The following is a 20167-nucleotide window of genomic DNA, read 5'->3' as shown; positions in this document are numbered from 1 at the left end:
CCGCCTGGAACCATCTGAACAGGCTATGTGAACGACGACGCAACAAAGTCAGCGGGCGAAAACCGGTCGTACGCTTGCAGCGTCGGACTGAGGCAACGGTAATTTAAAGGCTGGGTGCTCAGTGGATGCCGTTTGGGTTAGCGTGTTGAAAAAGCTGTCAACCACGCGGGGCAGGAAAGGGTAGGGGCCCACGGAATGTGCCATCAGGTACATGCCCAGACGGTGCAGCCCGAAATCGAGGGCAGCATAATAGGCTTCATGGCGAAAGTCGGCCACATCGGCGTAGCGGCCGGTATGCGCGTGCAAAGCTTGGCGGTAGTGCTCCAGGTAGGCGGGCCGCAGGTGGTAGCGGTCGGCATCGAGTACAAAGCACAGCAGCTCCACCACATCGTACACCGGAACGTGGTAGGTGGCCAGCTCCCAGTCGTAGGCGCAAAGCTGCAGGGTGGGGCCGGCGCCCCGGAAACAGGTGTTGCGCGGGTTCAGGTCGTTGTGGATGAGCGTGCGCGGCCGGGCATCTAGCCAGGCTTTGCGCGCCGGAATCTGTTGGATGGCCGCGTGCAGTTGCGCCGTACGCTGCGGGCTGAACAGCTCCGGGAAGCGCGGCGCGGCGTTGTGGAGCAGCGCCGTCCAGAGTGGGGCCAGTTCCTGCATGTAGGCGCCGGTAGGCAAGTCGGGCCAGGTGGGTGCGGGCACGCCGGGCGGCAGCAGGTGGCGGGCGTGCCAGGCGGCTATTTGCTCCAGTGCCGTGCGGATGTGGTGGTCGGTCCAGGCGGCCGGGGTCTGCACCGAGTTAAGCAGCGTCACGTCCTCCAGATACTCCATCAGCACACAGTAGAGGCCGGTTTCCTCGTCGGCGTGCGTGCCCCAGATGCGCGGCATCAGGCCAGGCGCGGCGTGTTCGTACACAGCCAGCTCGCGCTGGTGGGTGTGCTGAAAGCCGGTGCGCCCGGCAAAATTGGGGTAAACTTCGGCCAACTCACCGCCACACAGCTGGGCCAAGCCGGCCAGCATACCGGATATTTCGCCGCCGTGAGGCTTCACCTTGAGCACCATGTGGTGCGTGGTTGGCTGGCCGGCTTCTTCCAGCGTGATGGCCAGCCCGAAGTGCCCGATGGGCCGGGTGCTCTGGCCGGCCGTTAGCGTCACCAGAATGCTGGCCGAGTTGTCGAGCGGCAAGGGTTCCACGGCTAGGACTCTGCAGGGCTGCGTGGGCGTGCGGGCGCGCAGTATTTCTTCCAGAAACGCCGGGCTTGTCAGGTCGAGAATGGCGGTATCAGGCACAGTGAGCGAGAAAAGCAGGTGTGGAAGAAGTGGCAACACAGATCTGGCGTGAGTCGAGCACGCGCACGTTGCGGAAGTAGAAGCAGGCTTCCTGCTGCGACAGCCGCTCGGAAACCGCCGTGGCAATGGGTAGCGGCGCCGCGTCGGCAGCGCCATCGGCACCCTGGTTGGCCCCTTGGTCGAGCAGCAGATTCCAGTAGACCACCCGCAGCGGCCGGTTGCGGGCAAACAGCGCCTGCGCCGTACGTTGAAACTCGGCCGGGCTGGTATACTCGAAGATATTGGACAGGCTGGCTTTGCTGATACCCTGGCCGGCCGCGCTGCGCAGGTAGCCCACGGCCTCGCCTTCTACCAGCGTGAGCTTGGGCAGCTGCTGGCGCAGCAGCGCATGGTGGCGGCGCTGGTAGCAGGGCGGCAGAATGGCGCAAGGCAGGTTTTCGGGCCCGAAAAAGAAGAACCGCAGAAAGAAATTGTCGCGCATCAGCTCGGTGTGCAGCGTGTCGCGTAGCCGCAGGTAGAAGGCTTCTCCGCCCGACTCGGCTGCGTAGCGAAACAGGCGCGGGTCGCGGCCCTTGCTCAGGTTGGCCTCATCGAAATACGCCACGAACTGCGCCGGAAAGGTGGAATCAGCCAGCTCCGTTTCGAAATAAGTTGCTTGCTCCGCCACCGTATCGAACTCCAGCAGCTGCCGCAGCTGCGTCTGCATGGCCGGGGCCAGCGTCGGCAGAAAGCCGGTAACGTAGCTTTCCAGTTGCCCTGCCGTAAGAATGCCGGCCGGGTGGCTCTGGAAAAATGCGGCCCAATACGCCTGCTCGGCGGCTGGCAGCGTAGGCGCCACTGTTTGCCAGGCGGCTGCCACCGCCGCCGGTCCGGCCAGCCCTAACAAGCCGCGCAGCACGGCGTGCTCGTGGTGCTGGATGACGTGCCGCTTCAGGCGCAGCAGCTGCAGCTGCACCGGATTCAGGTCGATGGCCGTGACGTGGCGCGGGTTTTTGAGTAGAGCATTGAGCACGTTGCAGCCCGCCGAAGCTACCACCAGCATGTGGTCTGTGGGCTGGATGCAGAGGGCGCTATAGAGCGTGCGGCTGTCTTCCCACACCAGCGAATAGCGCAGGCGGTCCAGCGCCACCTTGTAGAACTCGGATTCCATAATTAGCGAAGCTGAGAGTAGAGAATTTTGGAATGATGGCGCGCATCCACCGGTAGCGTGTTACGCCGATATACGCCCAAAACAGGCATCAATGGCAGCTTTTCAGCCAGCAGCTCGGCTATACTTTCGAGCGGAGCGGTGCCCTGCACGAACAACGTGAAGCCGGTGGCATCGGCGCGGGCGGCGGCGCGCTCCACGCCGGGCAGGTGGTAGAGTAGGTGCTCCAGCTGGTAGTGCTGCACGCCGTGGTGCAACTGTTCGTTGCCCTGGCGGCCGGTGAGGTAGAGCTGGCCGTCGGCCACGTAGCCGTAGTCGCCGGTGCGTAGCCACTCGCCGGGCGCTACCGCCACGTGCGCGCCCCGCACCCACAGCTCGCCCACCGGCTGGCGGTTTGTGGCTTCGGTTTCAATCATACCCAGCAGCTCAAAACGCCATTCCAGCCCATCCTGAATAGGACCCACGCAGTAGCCGGCCAGCGGGATAGGCGAATCGGGAGTCACCTGGCGCACAGCAATGGGCTCGGCTTCCGATGAACCATAGATAATGTGGATGGTGGCCCGCTCAAACGTCTGCCGAAGCTGTTGCGCCAACGGTTCCGGCACCGGCGAGCCACCCACGCCCACCGCCACCACTTCCGGCAACGCCACGGGCTGCTGCCGCAGGTGCGCCAGCAGCGCGCCAAAGTAAGCCACGTTGCCGGTCAGGGTCTGCACTCGCTCCATGAGCAGCTGCGCTACAATGCGGGCCGGGCTGAGCTGCCGGAGGTCGTGCCAGGGCACGGCCGGCAGCACACTCACCACGCCCGCTGCCAGATTGTGCAGGAGCACGTTCGGAAACAGCGGAAAGTCGCGCTGCCCCAGCCACGGCGGAAAGGCGGCCTTGATGGCCGCGTGCTGCGCCTGCAGCACCACGTGGCTGCGCCGGATGGCCTTGGCGCGCCCCGTAGAGCCGGAGCTGTGCGACACCAGCGCCGGCTGCTGCGCCGGTACCGGACAGGCCTGCCAGGCATCATCTGTAGCTTCCAGCCGCTTGGAGGCCACCAGAACCAGCCGCAGGCCGCCTAGCCGGGCTGCCAGCCGCATCAGCGGGCGGGGCGCAGTGCCAATCAATGCTACCGAAATATCCAGGCGGCGCACCAGCTGCAGCAGTTGCCAACCCGACGCACCCGCGGGCGGCAAAACCGGCACGGCGCCCACGGCCTGCACCGCCAGCAACCCAGCAATCAGCTCCACGCTGACGGGCACCGCCAGCAGCACCAAGTGGCCGGGCTGCACGCCAGCCCCCAGCAGTTGCTCCCGTGTGGTGGCTATTTGCTGCAGCAGGTCATTGCCGGTGTAGCGGTGGGTGGTGCCATCGGGTGCGGGCCACACCAGGCACACCTGGGTTGGGTGCTGCCGCAGCTGCGCCAGAATGTGTTGCGCGTAGTTGGTGGTTCGGCTTTGAGCCACCATTTCCTCCTCCTGATACCGGGAGTTACCCGTGCGTTTGGTAGCCAAACCTGGCACGGGTGGAGCGAAGATGTAGGCGAGTGGCTGCATGAGGTAGGAAAGGTGCTGCACCGCTCAGATATTGCCTAACCATCCTTCATGGTTGTTGGACTTTACAGATCGGAGATTGACTGTGTAAAATGCCTTCAAATGCCTTTTTAGGCGGTTTTCACCTGACTTTATTTAAGACTGTATCTCTGAGTGTAGCCCACTCATTTCCTTACCGGAAGGGTTGTGGTGAGATGTGCTTGATGGAAAAAATTCAGATGCATAGTCAATTGGCACCTGTGGCAGGCCGCGCTACAGTAAAGCCTGCAGATGTGCAATCGACAGCAAATTGCCTGCTGGGTATAATGACAACATAACATAAATAGGTGATGCAAATACTCTATTCGCTCATTATAAAATAAATTATATTTATTATTTAAATATTTATTATAAATTTCAATCAGCCTGTAGAGTTGGTTGTCTGTTGAGGAAGGTTGGGCCAACTGAGAGTATCCCAGGCGAATTCCGGTAGGTGGGCCGCAGCATGCGGCTTGTGCGTGAGGCTCTGTTTTTTAGCTCCTAATCTGGCAGTTTGCTGTACTGCCCCCGCTGTCTTTTTCACCCAAGTAGGTTAGTGCTGCCGGCCTAAGCAGGCGGCTTGCTTCGCTCTAAACAGCACCCGCTCCACCGTTTTGGTATTAGGCTAATAGCCCGCAGCCTTCTCTGCCACGTCCTGTCTGGCGGGCTGCGGGCTTATCTCCCTGCTGTTCCGGGTTTGCGCTTTATGCCCGCCAGTTGTGCAGTGCTCATCGCAGGCGGGCAGTTGGGCTTGTTCATCATGCTTCTTCACAGCTTGAATACTATGCGTAGATATCTCTGCTTCTTTCTGCTCCTGCTTCTGCCACTATCAGTGCACACTCTGAGAGCACAGACGCCCCCCGCAGGCTTCACCTCCACGGTCGTCTCCGATCAGTGGAATGAGGCAGTTGGGCTCACTTTTAATGCCAGTGGCACTCACATGTTCGTGTGGGAGCGGGGCGGCAAAGTATGGGTGGTATACGACGGCCAGCGGACGCTGCTGCTTGATATAAGCCCGGAGGTAGGGGCCTGGAATGACCACGGCCTACTTGGTTTTGCTTTGCATCCGCAGTTCGAGACCAACGGCTACTTCTACTTATTCTACCTCGTAGACCGGCATCATCTGCTGAATTTTGGGACGCCGGCCTACAACCCTGCTACCAACGATTATTTCAGTGCCAGTATCAGCCGCCTGACGCGCTACACCGCCACCCGGAGCGGCACTGCCTACAGCGTAAACCCGGTGAGCCGAAAGATTCTGCTGGGCGCCACCAGATCGACGGGTGTGGTTAGTCTGGAGCGCAGCCACAGTGCGGGTAGTCTGGTTTTCGGGGCCGACGGCACGCTGCTGGCTTCCGTCGGCGACGGCGCTCACGGCTCAGACAACGACTACGGCAGCAACCCCAACACCTATTACGCCCAGGCGCTGGCTGATGGCCTGATGACCAGCAAAGACAACATCGGAGCTTACCGGGCACAGGCCGTGGATTGTTTGAGCGGTAAGATTCTGCGCCTCGACCCTGAAACCGGGGCCGGTGTGCCCAGTAACCCGTTCTACCAAGCTTCCGACCCGCAGGCGCCGTGCTCCAAGGTATGGGCCCTGGGCTTCCGCAACCCATTTCGCATGACGCGCCGGCCCGGCACGGGAAGCGCCAGCCCTGCCGATGGCAACCCCGGCACGCTGTACGTCGGCAATGTAGGCTACTTCACCTGGGAAGAAGTGGAGGTGGTGAGTCGGGCTGGCCAGAACATGGGCTGGCCGCTGTTTGAGGGCCTGGAAGCCAACACCACCTACATGGGCCGCACGCAGCCCAATCCGTACGCGCCCAATCCGCAGTACGGCATCAATGGCTGCACACAGCAGTATTTCACGTTCCAGAACCTGATAACGCAGGCCACACCCAGTGGCACCGCCACCTTCCTGAATCCATGCGGTGGGCAGGCCATTCCCAACTCGATACCCACCTTCGTACACACACGCCCGCTCATCGATTGGGGCCACAATGGCGGGCCCTCCCGGACAGGTATTTTCACGGGCAGCACACCGGGTGTCGTTAACCTGGGGGCGGCTGGCTCGCCGGTAGCGGGACCACAGTTTGGGGGCAGCGCCAGCGTGGGTGGGGTTTTTTATCCTCACAATGATTTTCCGGCCCAGTACCAGAACACCTACTTCTTTGGCGACTATTCGGGGGGCTGGATTCGCAACATGGCCGTGAGTGGCACCAACGTTCCTTCGGTAGTAGGCAATTTCATTTCTGATGGCGCCGTGGCCGTGGGGTTGGCCGTGCATCCTACCACACCCGGCCTCTACTATATCAACTTCCCTTCTGAAATCATCAAGGTAACGTATACGGCCTCCAATCAGGCACCGGTGGCTGTGGCCAGCTCCAACCTAAGGTTCGGGCCCAGCCCGCTGAGCGTGCAGTTTACGGGCAGCACCTCCACCGACCCAGAAAATCAGCTGCTCAGCTACCGCTGGGACTTCGGCGACGGCTCCAGTAGCACGGCTGCCAACCCAACCCATAGCTTCGTGGCCCCTGCCGGAACACCCACACCGTATACTGTGCGCCTAACCGTGACGGACCCGCAGGGCCTGACGGGACAGGCCACCCTGCTGATTTCAGCCAATAATACCCCGCCCCAGGTCACGATTACCAGTCCGGCGCCCAACACACTGTATTCGGTGGCGACCCAGTCGGCGTTTGTGCTGCGTGCCTCTGTGGCGGATACCGAGCATGGCACTGCTCAGCTTAGCTACCGGTGGCAGTGCTTTCTGCACCACGCCGACCACCAGCACCCCGAACCCGTGCAGACCACCCCTGAGGCCACCCTGACTACCACGCCCGTGGGCTGCGGCGCCGAAACTTACTACTACCGCATAGTACTGACCGTAACTGACGCCGCGGGCCTGGCTACCACTCAGGAAATGCGCCTGAACCCGGATTGTGCCTCAGCCCCCACCCTGAGCTTCTACCGAGCCATCAACGTGGGCGGGCCGGCACTGAGCCTGGACGGCAACACCTGGGAGGCGGGCACGGCCACAGGATTCAACACAAACGGCTTTGTATTCACTGACAATTCAGTACCCTTGGTGCCCACTACCGACGCGCCACGCACCGCCATGATCCGCAACTCGGCTTACAACCCCAGCGGCCTGACCGCCACGCTCAGCGGCGTGCCGGCCGGGCAGTACCGGGTGTGGGTGTATGTGTGGGAAGACAATAATGCTGAAGTGTTTTCGCTGGCCATCAACGGGCAGATAGTCGCACCTAACTACAACAGCGGACCTGCCGGTACCTGGAATAACCCCGGCCCCTATGACATAACTGTGGGCACAGACGGCACCGTGCAAATCAGCAGTACGGGCGGCACCATGAATCTGTCCGGCCTGGAGCTGTGGCGGCTGGGTACCGCACCACCACCGGGCAACCAGGTGCCGGTAGCCGCTGCCGGGCCGGACCAGACGCTCACGCTGCCTACCAATAGTGTGCAGTTGCAAGGCAGCGGCACCGACGCCGATGGCACGATCAGCGCCTACAACTGGAGCCAGGTGAGCGGGCCGAACACGGCCGTGTTTTCTTCGCTGGCCGTGGCCCAGCCCACCGTCAGCGGGTTGGTGGCGGGCAGCTACGTGTTCAGTCTGGTGGTCCGCGACAACGCCAACGCCAGCAGCGCGCCTGACCAGGTGAGCGTGCTGGTGAATCCGGCGCCGGGCGGTGGCACGAGCTACGCATTCTACCGGGCCATCAACGTGGGCGGGCCGGCGCTGAGCCTGGACGGCAACACCTGGGAGGCAGGCACGGCCGCGGGCTTCACCACCAACGGCTCGGTGTTCAGCAACAACGCCGTGCCCTTGGTGCCCACTACCGACGCGCCGCGCACGGGCATGATCCGCAGCTCGGCCTGGAAGCTGACGGGCCTGAGTGCGACGCTCAGCGGCGTGCCGGCGGGCCAGTACCGGGTGTGGGCGTATGTATGGGAAGACAACTACCCCGAGGTGTTTTCGCTGAGTCTGAACGGGCAGGCGGTGGCGAGCAACTACAACAGCGGCGCGGCCGGGCAGTGGGCCAGGCTGGGCCCGTACGAGGTGAGCGTGCCGGCGGCCGGCACGCTGGCCCTGACCAGCACTGGTGGCACCGTCAACCTGTCCGGCCTGGAGCTGTGGCGTAGTACGAGTACAGCAGCCCGAGCTCTGGCCGCTTCCGGTGCAGCCACCACAGCACCAGGCCGCACTGCCACGCTGCATCCCAACCCTTCGCCCGACGGCCGCTACACCCTGGAGCTATCTGCCGCGCCGAACCAGCTGCTGCGCTATACGCTGGTATCGGCGGTAGGCCTTGCCAGAGCAGAAGGTGCACTACAGTTGGCGCCAGGCCGCAAACGTTTCTCCCTGGACTTCTCGGCCCTGGGGCTGGAGCCTGGCATGTATCTGCTGCGAGTAGTAGGAGAGGGGTATCAGGCGCAGTTCCGACTGCTTAGGTAACCCCAATTTGTCTTGAATGCTGTTTGGCTTACTGCCACCAGTAAAGCCTTATTCTCGCAACAGCCGAAACACAGCCTCGCCGGAGCCAGGCCGGGCGAAGTACGCGCCGGCCGGCACTTCAGCGGCCGGCGCCCAGTTCACACTGCCGTCAGGACGGCTCTGCAGCGTGGCCATGAGCCGGCCCAGGCCATCGGTGATATACACGGGCTGCACGCCGGGCGTGGGCAGCCGGAACTGCACCTGGCTGCGGAACGGCATGGGGTAGGTTGAGAGCACCTGGGCGCGGCTTCTGGCTATACCCAACGCCTGTGCCGAAACCAGAAAATTGATGGTGCGCACTTCCGAGCCGCTGTTCGGGCAGTTGTCGTCCATAACCGTCACGGTGAAGGAGTAGCAGCCTAGTGGCAACGTAGCCGGTACCTGCCAGCTCAGCACTGCCTGGCTGGTTCCCTGCCGCTGAAAAGAAGCACCGGGGATAACAGAGGCCACGTCGCTGCTGATTTGTACCGCCTGGCCCGCGTCGGGGTCAGCGGCCGTGAGCGTTAGCGCAATACTCTGGCCGCGCTGCACCACAATCGGCTGGTTGAGGGGCTGGTTGGCGCCGGCAATCTGCAGGCTTGAAAAGCTGGGGTTGCGGTTGCCATTTGCATCGAACACAGAGTACACTACGTCGCGCATTACACTGCCGATACGTGCCCAGGTGCCATTCACGCGGCGGTACTCGTCTACCTGCACTACCACGGTATTGAGGCCGCGCGCCGCCACCGGCGTGGTCTGCAGGTCACCATTGGCGGCGTTCAGCTCAAATTGCGGCACCGCCACGCCATTAATTGCCCTGAAGGACAATACGGGAAATCCAGCTGTAAATTGGCCCGCTGGATAAGTAGCCGTCTGCCCAGTAATAGGATCCTGAAACTGCCCGGCGGCATAGCTGGCGTACGCAATAGCAGTGCCACAACCCTGATTGGTTATAGTAGCTGAAAGTGGCTGCACGGAACGATACACCAGCGAGTCGCCATTGGGCTCAAAGGTGCTAAAGCTGTAGCGGTACGGCTGGCTGCCGCACACGTAGGGCAGCGCGAAGGAAGTGAAGCGCGGTGAGTTGTTGGTCAGACCACTGGAGTTATCCAGATAAGCTGTCATGTAGAAGCCTTCGGTATCGGTGGTATTCAGGTTCAGCATACCGCCTGAGCGCAGTTCCTCGATAACCTTGAGGGTCCATTGTCCCGGTAATAGAGTTACCGTGGCTTCGTATTGGCTGATGTTGTAGCTGCGCCCGTTGACAGCACAGCCCAACGCCCGGCGCATGAGCTGCAAGCGCGGCACTTGCAGTTGAAAGTTACTGGCAGAAGTGCTAGCGCACCCATTTTGGGTGCCGGACAAAAACATGATTCTAGGGTCCGGAAAATTAGTGCCAGCATCGGCCGGGTTGCTGTACAGCCGCGCCGTGATGCGGTATTGCGAGGCCGAGCCGGGAATATAAGCGTAGTCAAGGTCGCCGCCCAGTACGTGGCTGGCTTGGGCTCCGAGCCCACTCATCAGCAATAAACAACCCAGCAGCAGAAAGCGGATGCGGAAATATGCGTGCATAAGTAAGGGGAAATAAAGATGAAAACAATAAAGGGCAACCGTTGGCGGCTACCCTTGAAAGTAGTTGATAATGTGTTGGATAAAAACGATTCCAGTGTTATTTATTTCCCGCCCGTCGTCGATGAGGAGTTGGAGTCCAGAATCTTGAACAGCTCGTTGAGCTTCGGCGTCAGAATGATTTCGGTGCGGCGGTTGAGGGCCTTATTCTGGGGCGAGTCGTTGGCAGCCACGGGCACGTACTGGCTGCGGCCTGAAGCCGTGACGCGCTGCGGCGGCACGCCACCCGCGGCCAGCAACCGTGCAATTTCGGTGGCCCGCAGCACGCTCAAGTCCCAGTTGTCCTGCATGGCTCCGGCAGCGCGGCTGAATGGCACGTTGTCGGTGTGGCCTTCTACCACCACGTTCACGTCGGGCTGCTGCTGGAGCACAGCGGCCAGCTGCTTGAGCGCCTCCTGTCCCTTGGGGTCCACCTTCGTCGAGCCCGACTTAAACAGCAGCTGCTCCGACAACGACACATATACTTTTCCGTCCTTCATCTGCACCTGCAGGTCGGTGCCCTGGAAGCCACGCAATGCATTCGTGACACTGGCGCGCAGGTCGTTCACGGCCTTATCTTTCTCGGCCAGCGCCTTTTGCAGTTCGGCCAGGCGCGCCTCGCGGGTTTTCAGGTCGGCGTTCAGCTTGTCGATATCGGCACGGCTGCGGCGTAGGCCGGCATCCAGCTCCCCCAGCTCGGCCTCACGGCGGGCCAGATCCTGCGCTACTTTGTTGTAGTCCGATGACTTGTTGGCCAGTTCCCGGTCGGAGTTTTTCAGTAGCTTGTCGTAGCTGTCGGTGAGTTGGGTGTAAAGCTGTCGGGTGCGGCGCAGGGCATTGCCGGTTTGGGTGGAGTCGTCGGTGAGGCGCTTGGTTTGCAGGCGCAGCTCAGTCAGCTCGTCGGTGGCTTTGCGTAGCTCCGCTACGGCGGTGCGCTGCTGGCGCTCTGCTTCCGCTTTGCCTTGTTCTGTAGAAGCCTGCCGGGCCTTCAGGTCGTCGTACTTTTTGGAGGCCACGCAGCCGGGCAACACGAAGGCCGCGGCCAGGGCCAGCGCAGGAAACAGAGAAGCGGATTTTTTCACGGAATTCACAAGTTGAAAAGCCAGATTCGGGCTGCCGGGCGGTTGACTCGCTACATCCCGCAGCAAGGTACTCAGGGGCTGCCGCATGTTGCAATGCTGCCCCGCAATCAACCGATTTTCAACCTATATTTGGCGGCTGATTTCAGTGGCCCCTTTTTTCCTTCTGCTATGGCTTCTCCTACTGCTTCCCTGAGCGCCGAAACCGAGGCGCTGCTTCAGCACGAGTGCAAAACCATCAGCAAAGAGCTGCTGCACCAGCCTGGCCCCGACTTTCTGGACCGCTGCTTTGTGCCCGGCAACCGCACGCCGCAGGTATTGCGCAGCCTGGGCCAGCTCTACCACCACGGGCGGCTGGGCGGCACCGGCTACCTCAGCATCCTGCCCGTCGACCAGGGCATCGAGCACACGGCCGGCTCTTCGTTTGGGCCCAACCCCATGTACTTCGACCCCGAAAACATCATCCGGCTGGCCGTGGAAGGCGGCTGCAACGCCGTAGCCACCACCTTCGGCACGTTTGGCGCAGTGGCGCGGCGCTACGCCCACAAAATCCCGTTTCTGGTTAAAATCAACCACAACGAGCTGCTGACTTATCCCAATAAGTTCGACCAGATTATGTTCGGCTCGGTGAAGGAGGCCTGGAACCTGGGCGCCACGGCGGTAGGAGCCACCATCTATTTCGGGTCCGAAGAGTCGGGCCGGCAGTTGCAGGAGGTGAGCGAGGCGTTTGCGCTGGCGCACGAGCTAGGGTTGGCCACGGTACTTTGGTGCTACACCCGCAACAACGCCTTCAAAACTGCCGACAAAGACTTTCATGTATCGGCCGACCTCACCGGCCAGGCCAACCACCTCGGCGTCACCATCCAGGCCGACATCATCAAGCAGAAGCTGCCCGAAAACAATGGCGGCTTCAGCACGCTCAAGTTCGGCAAGACCTTCCCGGCCATGTACGACCAGCTGACTTCCGACAACCCCATCGACCTGACCCGTTATCAGGTTGCCAACTGCTACATGGGGCGCATTGGCCTCATCAACTCCGGCGGCGAAAGTAAAGGCGCCACCGACCAGGCCGAGGCAGTCCGCACAGCCATCATCAACAAGCGCGCCGGTGGCCAAGGTCTTATTTCAGGCCGCAAAGCGTTCCAGCGGCCTTTCGCCGAGGGCGTGCAACTCCTCAACGCCATCCAGGACGTATACCTGGACCCGGCCATCACGCTGGCGTAGGTTTGAATTAAAAATTGAGAATTAAGAATTGAAAATTCCGTATAAAACCAGCTTTTTAAGGCTTGGAAGATGATTTTTCGGAAGTTTTGATTGAGTTAATCCCCAATTTTTAATTTTTAATTCTCAATTTTTAATTGAACAAAATGTCTTGGTTTAAGCGAGTAGAAAAGGGCATTGTCACGCCGACAGAGCAGAAAAAAGAGACGCCGGACGGGCTGTGGTACAAATGCCCGGAGTGTAAAACCGTGGCTACCATGGCCGAGCACAAACGCCTGCTGGCCACCTGCGGCAACTGCAACCACCACGACCGGATTGACGCGGCCGAGTACTTCGATTTTCTTTTCGACGATGGGCAGTTTACGGAGCTGGATGCCGACATGCACTCCGGTGACCCGCTGCACTTTGTGGATACCAAAGCATATCCGCAGCGCCTCACGGCTACTGAAAAGGTAACCGGCCTGCGCGATGCCGTCCGGACGGCCCACGGCCTCTCCAATGGCCAGGGCCTGGTAGTAGCTGCCATGGATTTCCGCTTTATTGGCGGCTCCATGGGCTCGGTGGTAGGCGAGAAGATTGCCCGCGCCATTGACTATGCCCGCCAGCAGCGCCAGCCGTTCCTGATGATTTCGCGCTCCGGTGGAGCCCGCATGATGGAGGCCGGCTTCTCGCTGATGCAGATGGCCAAGACCTCGGCTAAGCTGGCTTTGCTCTCCGAGGCTGGCGTACCTTACATCTCGCTGCTCACTGACCCAACTACCGGCGGCGTTACGGCTTCGTTTGCCATGCTCGGCGACTTCAACATTGCCGAGCCAGGCGCCCTCATCGGCTTTGCCGGGCCGCGCGTTATCAAGGAAACTATCGGCAAAGATTTGCCTAAAGGCTTCCAGAGCGCCGAGTTTGTGCTGGAGCATGGCTTCCTCGACTTTATTGTGGACCGCAAGCAGCTTAAGCAGCAACTCACTGATTTGCTGGGCATGCTGCGCCCCACAGAAGTGGCTGAGCCGGTTGGCGCCAAGCTTGGCCAGCGGGCCCGCTAACTTTCGGCACACTTGTTGAAAACGCCCGGTTTGTGCAGCGTTGCTGCGCAGGCCGGGCATTTTGCTGGAACAACTTTTCAGGTTGAAACACTGCCACATATAGATGAGTGCCTATATTGAGCGAACATTTTACCTGCAATGCCAGTAAAGCACGACCAACCTCACTTGATTTTCTCACTCCCTACGTTCATTTAAATGAAAGCTCCTAATTCGCTGCTGTCGTTTTTTATGGCCCTGACCCTTCTGCTGGGCTCGTGCGCCACTTCTCAACCCCGCAACCCCAACATTCCGGACGCGCCTGATACCAACGGTACTGGCCCTCGCAAGACCGGCATGAGCAAGACTGCCAAAGGCGGTATCATCGGGGCCGGTGGCGGCGCCGTAGTAGGTGGCGTGCTCGGCCGCGTGATTGGCGGCAAAAACGGCACGGCTGCTGGGGCCATCATCGGCGCTGCAGTAGGTGGTACCGGTGGCGCCCTGATTGGCCGCAAAATGGACAAGCAGGCCGAAGAACTGCAGCGCGACATGCAGAATGCCAAAGTAGAGCGCGTAGGTGAAGGCATCAAAATCACCTTCGACTCCGGTATCCTGTTCGACACCAACAAGAGCGACCTGCGTGCTGCTTCGATGACCGAAATCCAGAAAATGGCCGAGATTCTGAAGAAGTACCCCGACACCAACGTATTGGTAGAAGGCCACACCGATGCCAGCGGTTCAGATGCCATCAACCAGCCGCTGTCGGAGCGCCGCGCGCAGGCTGTAGCCAACTACACCACCTCGCAGGGTGTTGATGCTGCCCGCGTAACCACTAAAGGCCTCGGTTCTTCGGACCCTATTGCTGATAACACCACGGAAGCCGGCAAGCAGGCAAACCGCCGCGTGGAAATTGCCATCTTCGCCAACGAAAAAATGAAGAAAGCTGCTGAAAACGGCACGCTGTAAGCATTCAGGTAGTATTAAGGAAAAGGCCGCACACTATGTGCGGCCTTTTTTTGTGTAGGTTGGGCCACTAGTTGCACCGGAGCGAATATATGCTAAGGCAAATGCTGCGGAAAAGCTGCCTAAATTGTTGCCAGCTAAAATCCAGCGAATCAAGGTTATTTGCAAAAATAATCCTGTGCGAAAAGTGCTTGTAATTGCTGGAAACAAACTTTTCAGCAATTTTAAACGCTGAAGCGCGTTTTTGGCAAGGTGGTTGCAAATTGCCTGGCCACGCAGTGAAGCACCGGCTGGGTGCAAGCAGCAACTCTGCTTTTAGCCACTGCTCTTTCTGTTCTTCTCTTACCAACTCCGAAACCCCTTAACCTCTTTTTCACTCATGAAAAATCTTCGTTCACTTTTCGCTTTGATGATGGCGGTGCTTTTGTTTGGCACCAGCACAGTGCAGGCTCAGGATGCCGGCACTACTACTGCCAAGAAGCCATGGAGCAAAACCGCTAAAGGCGCTGTAATTGGTGGCTTAGGTGGTGCAGCTGGTGGTGCCGTGTTGGGCCGCGTAATTGGTGGCAAGTCGGGTACTGCGAAAGGTGCCATCATTGGAGCCGCCGTGGGTGGCGGTGCCGGCGCCCTGATTGGCCGCCGCATGGACAAGCAGGCTGCTGAACTGAAGCGGGAGATGGCCGGTGCTAAAGTAGAGCGGGTAGGCGAGGGCATCAAGATTACCTTCGACTCCGGCTTGCTGTTCGCCAAGAACTCGTCGGCCCTGACTTCGGCCGCGCAGGCTAACATCCAGGATCTGGCCAAGACCCTCATCAAGTACGGCGACACTAACGTCATCGTAGAAGGCCACACCGACACCAGCGGTTCTGATGCCATCAACGACCCACTGTCGCAGCGCCGGGCTCAGGCCGTGGCCAACTACACGCAGCAGCAGGGTGTAGATGCTTCGCGCTTCACCGTGACAGGCTACGGCTCGCGCCAGCCTATTGCTGATAACTCTACTGAAGCTGGCCGCAGTGCCAACCGCCGCGTAGAGGTTGCCATCTTCGCCAACGAGAAGCTGAAGAAGGCTGCCGAGAAAGGCACCATCTAAGCTGCTGTCGCTACGGGCTACAGCACCTCAGTCTGAAAAACGGCGACTCTGCACAGAGTCGCCGTTTTTGTTTCCAGCTATCTGGTAAGACGGTTAAGTAAACATGGGCTGGCAAAGAGTTGAGTGGTTAGCGCAACCCCGGACTGAGGCAGCAGGTACAAGCAGGCATGCCTACCGCCGCCACCTACGCCTCGCCCGCTGCCGAAAAAACCTGGCAAGACCATCTGCTGCTGAACGAATTTTATCCGCCACTGGCACTGGATACTGCCCGCCGCACGCCCATGCGGGAGCTGATTTCCACGGTGTTGTCGCACCGGACCACGCACGCCGATGAGGAGCTGGCCTACGACCGGATGCTGGAAGCCTTCGGCGACTGGGCCGGTGTGCTGGCGGCGCCCACCGCCGAGCTGGCCCACGCCATCCGGACCACCCGCTGGCCTGATACGCAGGCGCCCCGTATCCAGGAGATTCTGCGCCGGATCTGGGCAGAGCGTGGTGCTTTCGAGCTGGACTTTCTGGCCGACTGGCCGACGGAAAAGGGCATGGCGTGGCTGAACGATATGCCGGGCATCGGCCTGAAAACGGCCTCACTGGTGCTGCTCTTCAACTTCCATAAGCCCGTGCTGCCCATTGATACGCACGTGCACCGCATTGCGCAGCGCGTGGGCATGATTGGTCCCAAGGCCTCCGCCGACAAAGCCCACCAGGTGCTGCTGGAGCACCTTCCGAAAGATGCGCTGGTGCTGCTTAACTTCCATAAACACAACTACTGGCATGGGCAGAAGGTATGCTTTTTCAGCAAGCCCGACTGTGCGCGCTGCCCGCTGAAAGGCTTCTGCAATTACTATCTGGAGCACTACGGTCCGGCCACGCCCGAGGCACTAGCCGCCACGCCTGCCAAGTGGGACACGGCCTGGGGTGCGCTGGCGCATTAATCGTTTTTCGGAGTTTGTTGTTCGTTCTTTGCGGAGAGTTTGTCGAACAGCCTGAAACAAACAACGAACAACAAATCACGAAAAACGAAAGCATGCGTTTAGTGAATCACCCGGTTTTGTGCAATTACTACGTCACGTACCGGTGTAATGCGCGCTGCTCGTTCTGCGACATTTGGGAAAAACCCTCGCCCTACATTACGCTGGAAGACGTGGAGCGCAACCTGCGCGACCTGAAGCGACTAGGCGTATCGGTGGTGGATTTTACGGGTGGTGAGCCGCTGCTGCATCGCCAGATTCATGAGTTTGTGAGTTTGGCGCACGACATGGGCTTCATCACGACGCTCACCACCAACTGTCTGCTCTACCCCAAATACGCCGAGAAGCTGCGCGGCAAAGTAGATATGCTGCATTTCTCCCTCGATTCGTCGGAGAAAGAAGTGCACGACAAGGGGCGGGGTGTGGCTTGCTTCGATTTCGTGCTGGAAAGCATTCGGGTGGCCCGGGAGCTGGGTGAGCGGCCCGATATTCTGTTCACGGTATTTCGCGAAAATCTGCACGAGCTGGAAGCTGTGTACCGCGACATTGCCCAGCCCAATGGCTTGGTGCTGATTCTGAACCCGGCCTTTGAGTACAATACAGTGGAAACCGGCGAGCAGCTGACGCCCGCCGAACTGGATTACCTCTCGGCCTTCGGCAAGCGCAAGGGTGTATATCTGAATGAGGCCTTTATTGCGCTGCGGCGCGACGGCGGCAACCACGTGGCGGCACCCGTATGCCGGGCGGCCAGCACCACGCTGGTCATTTCACCCAGCAACGAGCTGGTGCTGCCCTGCTACCACCTCGGCGAGCAGAAGTTTCCCATCAACGGCCAGCTCTATGACCTGTACCATGCGCCTGAAGTAGGTCGTTTGGTAGCGTTGGAAGGCCGCCTGCCGCAGTGCGAAGGCTGCACCATCAACTGCTACATGCAGCCCAGCTTCGCCGTCGAAACCAGCAAGTACTTCTGGCAGGCGCTGCCCAGCACCCTGAAATACAACTGGACCAAAGGCACCTGGAAACGCATGCTGGCGCGCTAAACCCAGGTAGGCAGAAAGTAGGCATAACCCGGCTGCCAACAAGTAGATTTGCGTATCACTCACTAGCTGCTCATTTCTATGCCGGCTCTCATTCTGCCCGTTCAGGGCAAACACCCCCAAATTCCTGCCGACTGCTACGTGGCCGACAACGCCACCATCGTCGGCGACGTGACGCTGGGCGCGAACTGCACGGTCTGGTTCAACGCCGTTATCCGCGGCGACGTCAACGCCATCCGCATTGGCGACAAAACCAACGTGCAGGATGGCGCAGTGCTGCACTGCACTTACCAGAAAGCGGCTACCACCATTGGGTCGCGCGTGAGCATCGGGCACAAAGCCATTGTGCACGGCTGCACCGTCGAGGACGATGTGCTGATTGGCATGGGCGCCATTGTGATGGACCACGCCGTGGTGGGTGCGGGCTGCATTGTGGCGGCCGGGGCTGTGGTGCTGGAAAACACGCGGTGCGAACCGGGCTACCTCTACGCTGGCGTGCCCGCCCGCCGCATCAAGCCCGTAACGGATGAGCAGCGCGCCAACATGCTACGCACTGCTGATAATTATGTGCTATATGCCAGCTGGTTTAGCGGAAAGCCACAAAATATTTAAGTGCAACCAGTAGGAAATAGTGCAGAATCCAGGTGCTGTAATACAGTGAACTTATTTAGTTTTGCTACCAGCCACCTATCGGGGGTATTTCGCCCGCATTTGGGTTTTGCTTCTTCACTTTTATTGATTTTTGCATGAAAAAAATCTATTCCTATTGCTCGCTGGCTTTACTGGCTGGTTTGTCTCTTTCGTCGTGCAGCCGCTCCGACTATACTTTCAAGCCTGGTACAGGCTCTTACCACACAGCACAATCTGCTACGGTAGTATCTGCGCCCATAGCAAATACAGAAGTAGTGGCTGCTGCCATTCAGCCAACTGCAGTTGCTATAGCAAAGGTGGCAGCTACGCCCCTTACTCCTGCTCCGGCCCAACCAGCAGCCGTGGCTAAACCTGCTAAACCTACCAAGCTGGCTGGTGTGCAGAAAGCCGTAGCAACCAAGCTCGCCAAAAAGCTTCAGGCCCGTCATACCGAAGCTGCGCAGGCAGACCAGGTACAGTCGAAGGCCGGGAGAGCAGGGCTCATTATGGGTATTGGCCTCGTAATTTTACTGATTGGTGGACTTATCGGGGGCACCAACTTCGTGGCCACCATCGGCGGCGTGGTGTTCTTGGTCGGCTTGGTTATGTTGATTATTGCCCTGATCAGCAGCTAGGCGTCACAATCCTGATGACAGCAAAAGAAAGGCCGCCCGAAACCGGGCGGCCTTTCTTTTGCTGTCATCAGGATTGTGACTTTTATAAAGCCTGTAGCCCTTCGTCTTCCTGCTCTTCGCGCTCGGCCTCAGTCGTGACGCGCAGCTGGACCAGTTCCACGGAACGGCGGGAGCGTTTCAGCACCCGGAACTCGTAGCTGTCGAGCACGGCCACGTCGCCTACCTCCGGGATATTGCCGTAGATGACGTTCAGCAGGCCACCAACTGTTTCGTAGTCTTCGCCCTCGGGCAGTGGATGAGGTAAGTATTCGTTGGCGTCGGAAATAGAGGTAGAAGTATTGACACGGAATTCAGTGGAGGAAACCTTCTCTACCACCGGCACCTCGTTGTCGTACTCGTCCTGGATTTCGCCTACCAGCTCTTCCATAATGTCCTCGATGGTCACAATGCCCGATACGCCGCCGAACTCGTCTGATACGATGGCCATGTGCATGTGCTTGCGCTGAAACTGGCGCAGCAGCCGGTTGATTTTCTTGGTTTCAGGCACGAAGTAAGCCGGCCGCATAATCTTAGGCAGCTCAATGGCATCATTGCGCCGGATGATCTGCAGCAGGTCCTTGACATAAAGCACCCCCACGATATTGTCGATATTGCCTTCAAACACCGGAATGCGCGAATAGCCTTCGTTGTACACCATTTCCAGAATGCCATCCTGAGGCGTATTCACGTCGATGGCAGCCAGCTTGGTGCGGGGTACCATAATCTGCTTCACCATCCGGTCGTTGAACTCGAACACGTTTTCCAGCAGCTCATGCTCTGATTCCTGAATTTCCCCGCTCTGCTTGCTTTGGTCGAGCAGCAAACGCAGCTCTTCCGAGGTATGCACTTCCGATCCATGAGTGGCATTGCCCCCAAACAAACCCGCCACCATGTTCGACAGCCGGTCAAGCACCCAGATCAGCGGGAAAGTAATGAAGGCGAAGGCCCGCAGTGGAATGGCAATAGCCATAGAAGTGGTTTCAGGCTTCTGAATAGCCAACACTTTAGGGGCCTGCTCGCCTAGCACAATGTGCATGATGGTGATGAGCGTAAACGACGTAGCAATGGCAATCTGGTGAACCAGCGTCGGTGTGAGCGTCAGGCCCAACTGGTCGATGATAGCTAGCACCACGGCCGCTACCACACTTTCGCCCACCCAACCCAGCGCCAGCGACGCCACCGTAATGCCGAGCTGCGTAGCTGAGAGGTAGTAGTTGAGGTCGTGCAGCATGCTCTGCACAAGTTTAGCTAAGCGGTTGCCGCTCTGCGCTTTGATGTCTATCTGCGACGGGCGAACTTTAACGAAAGCAAATTCTGCTGCCACAAAAAAACCGTTCAGCAATACCAGCAGAACAGTAAAAACGATATTTAAGATCATAGGTGCGGC

16 protein-coding genes are annotated in these 20167 nt (G+C 59.4%); 9 read left to right on the top strand and 7 right to left on the bottom strand.

Features of this window, described 5'->3' with window-relative positions; translation table 11 throughout:
* Positions 1-48 precede the first annotated feature (48 nt).
* From H8B14_RS01735 to H8B14_RS01725, 3 genes are read right to left on the bottom strand one after another with little or no spacing between them, the layout of a single operon-like run.
* Positions 49-1284 (bottom strand): aminoglycoside phosphotransferase family protein, encoded by a 1236-nt coding sequence (locus H8B14_RS01735; RefSeq protein ID WP_187313904.1) that lies wholly within the window; start codon positions 1282-1284, stop codon positions 49-51.
* The gene (locus H8B14_RS01730; protein WP_187313903.1) at positions 1277-2434 is read right to left on the bottom strand and encodes a DUF3419 family protein; all 1158 of its coding nucleotides are present in this window, start codon (positions 2432-2434) and stop codon (positions 1277-1279) included. Before H8B14_RS01730 ends, H8B14_RS01735 begins: the two co-directional genes overlap by 8 nt.
* Before the next feature lie 2 nt (positions 2435-2436).
* The gene (locus tag H8B14_RS01725; protein WP_187313902.1) at positions 2437-3972 is read right to left on the bottom strand and encodes an AMP-binding protein; all 1536 of its coding nucleotides are present in this window, start codon (positions 3970-3972) and stop codon (positions 2437-2439) included.
* An 847-nt stretch (positions 3973-4819) separates the two neighbouring features.
* Between H8B14_RS01725 and H8B14_RS01720 the strand changes: the two genes are divergently transcribed.
* Entirely contained in the window at positions 4820-8470 is a 3651-nt protein-coding gene (locus tag H8B14_RS01720; RefSeq protein WP_187313901.1) for a PKD domain-containing protein, read from the top strand.
* A gap of 48 nt (positions 8471-8518) precedes the next feature.
* Here H8B14_RS01720 and H8B14_RS01715 read toward each other — a convergent pair whose 3' ends face one another.
* Together H8B14_RS01715 and H8B14_RS01710 are read right to left on the bottom strand one after the other, a co-directional pair.
* The gene (locus H8B14_RS01715; protein WP_187313900.1) at positions 8519-10060 is read right to left on the bottom strand and encodes a hypothetical protein; all 1542 of its coding nucleotides are present in this window, start codon (positions 10058-10060) and stop codon (positions 8519-8521) included.
* A gap of 101 nt (positions 10061-10161) precedes the next feature.
* Entirely contained in the window at positions 10162-11178 is a 1017-nt protein-coding gene (locus tag H8B14_RS01710) for an OmpA family protein (RefSeq protein ID WP_315984790.1), read from the bottom strand.
* Between the two features lie 168 nt (positions 11179-11346).
* Between H8B14_RS01710 and H8B14_RS01705 the strand changes: the two genes are divergently transcribed.
* The 3 genes from H8B14_RS01705 to H8B14_RS01695 all read left to right on the top strand — a co-directional run bounded on the left by H8B14_RS01705 (position 11347) and on the right by H8B14_RS01695 (position 14378).
* Positions 11347-12399 (top strand): class I fructose-bisphosphate aldolase, encoded by a 1053-nt coding sequence (locus H8B14_RS01705; RefSeq protein WP_187313898.1) that lies wholly within the window; start codon positions 11347-11349, stop codon positions 12397-12399.
* Positions 12400-12542: 143 nt separating this feature from the next.
* Positions 12543-13436 carry an acetyl-CoA carboxylase, carboxyltransferase subunit beta gene (accD, locus tag H8B14_RS01700; RefSeq protein ID WP_187313897.1) on the top strand — a complete coding sequence of 298 codons (894 nt, stop codon included), beginning with the start codon at positions 12543-12545 and terminating at the stop codon, positions 13434-13436.
* Positions 13437-13631: 195 nt separating this feature from the next.
* Complete coding sequence (locus H8B14_RS01695) at positions 13632-14378, top strand: OmpA family protein (protein ID WP_261989844.1); 747 nt, start codon at positions 13632-13634, stop codon at positions 14376-14378.
* A 33-nt stretch (positions 14379-14411) separates the two neighbouring features.
* Here H8B14_RS01695 and H8B14_RS01690 read toward each other — a convergent pair whose 3' ends face one another.
* Positions 14412-14675 (bottom strand): hypothetical protein, encoded by a 264-nt coding sequence (locus H8B14_RS01690; RefSeq protein WP_187313896.1) that lies wholly within the window; start codon positions 14673-14675, stop codon positions 14412-14414.
* Positions 14676-14754: 79 nt separating this feature from the next.
* Here H8B14_RS01690 and H8B14_RS01685 point away from each other — a divergent pair, with 79 nt between their 5' ends.
* From H8B14_RS01685 to H8B14_RS01665, 5 genes are all read left to right on the top strand, one after another.
* Positions 14755-15468 (top strand): OmpA family protein, encoded by a 714-nt coding sequence (locus tag H8B14_RS01685; protein WP_187313895.1) that lies wholly within the window; start codon positions 14755-14757, stop codon positions 15466-15468.
* Positions 15469-15635: 167 nt separating this feature from the next.
* A complete protein-coding gene (locus H8B14_RS01680) occupies positions 15636-16403 on the top strand; it encodes an endonuclease III domain-containing protein (RefSeq protein ID WP_187313894.1) in 768 nt (255 codons plus the stop codon).
* A 92-nt stretch (positions 16404-16495) separates the two neighbouring features.
* A complete protein-coding gene (locus H8B14_RS01675) occupies positions 16496-17479 on the top strand; it encodes a radical SAM protein (protein ID WP_187313893.1) in 984 nt (327 codons plus the stop codon).
* A 78-nt stretch (positions 17480-17557) separates the two neighbouring features.
* Positions 17558-18088: a gamma carbonic anhydrase family protein gene (locus tag H8B14_RS01670; protein WP_187313892.1), complete on the top strand. Its 531-nt coding sequence runs from the start codon at positions 17558-17560 to the stop codon at positions 18086-18088.
* Between the two features lie 134 nt (positions 18089-18222).
* The gene (locus H8B14_RS01665; protein ID WP_187313891.1) at positions 18223-18741 is read left to right on the top strand and encodes a hypothetical protein; all 519 of its coding nucleotides are present in this window, start codon (positions 18223-18225) and stop codon (positions 18739-18741) included.
* An 82-nt stretch (positions 18742-18823) separates the two neighbouring features.
* Here the strand turns inward: H8B14_RS01665 and H8B14_RS01660 are convergent, their stop codons facing one another.
* The gene (locus H8B14_RS01660; RefSeq protein WP_187313890.1) at positions 18824-20158 is read right to left on the bottom strand and encodes a hemolysin family protein; all 1335 of its coding nucleotides are present in this window, start codon (positions 20156-20158) and stop codon (positions 18824-18826) included.
* Positions 20159-20167 lie beyond the last annotated feature (9 nt).

The organism is Hymenobacter puniceus (assembly GCF_014333525.1).
In the GTDB taxonomy this organism is placed as follows: domain Bacteria; phylum Bacteroidota; class Bacteroidia; order Cytophagales; family Hymenobacteraceae; genus Hymenobacter.
Note: the sequence above shows the minus strand (reverse complement) of the source record. Positions and strands in the feature narration are given on the sequence as shown.

Coding starts and splice junctions, on each gene's coding strand:
- H8B14_RS01705 (WP_187313898.1), top strand. CDS start 11,347: ATGGCTTCTCCTACTGCTTCCCTGAGCGCCGAAACCGAGGCGCTGCTT.
- H8B14_RS01730 (WP_187313903.1), bottom strand. CDS start 2,434: ATGGAATCCGAGTTCTACAAGGTGGCGCTGGACCGCCTGCGCTATTCG.
- H8B14_RS01670 (WP_187313892.1), top strand. CDS start 17,558: ATGCCGGCTCTCATTCTGCCCGTTCAGGGCAAACACCCCCAAATTCCT.
- accD (WP_187313897.1), top strand. CDS start 12,543: ATGTCTTGGTTTAAGCGAGTAGAAAAGGGCATTGTCACGCCGACAGAG.
- H8B14_RS01695 (WP_261989844.1), top strand. CDS start 13,632: ATGAAAGCTCCTAATTCGCTGCTGTCGTTTTTTATGGCCCTGACCCTT.
- H8B14_RS01725 (WP_187313902.1), bottom strand. CDS start 3,972: ATGCAGCCACTCGCCTACATCTTCGCTCCACCCGTGCCAGGTTTGGCT.
- H8B14_RS01685 (WP_187313895.1), top strand. CDS start 14,755: ATGAAAAATCTTCGTTCACTTTTCGCTTTGATGATGGCGGTGCTTTTG.
- H8B14_RS01675 (WP_187313893.1), top strand. CDS start 16,496: ATGCGTTTAGTGAATCACCCGGTTTTGTGCAATTACTACGTCACGTAC.
- H8B14_RS01660 (WP_187313890.1), bottom strand. CDS start 20,158: ATGATCTTAAATATCGTTTTTACTGTTCTGCTGGTATTGCTGAACGGT.
- H8B14_RS01665 (WP_187313891.1), top strand. CDS start 18,223: ATGAAAAAAATCTATTCCTATTGCTCGCTGGCTTTACTGGCTGGTTTG.
- H8B14_RS01715 (WP_187313900.1), bottom strand. CDS start 10,060: ATGCACGCATATTTCCGCATCCGCTTTCTGCTGCTGGGTTGTTTATTG.
- H8B14_RS01680 (WP_187313894.1), top strand. CDS start 15,636: ATGCCTACCGCCGCCACCTACGCCTCGCCCGCTGCCGAAAAAACCTGG.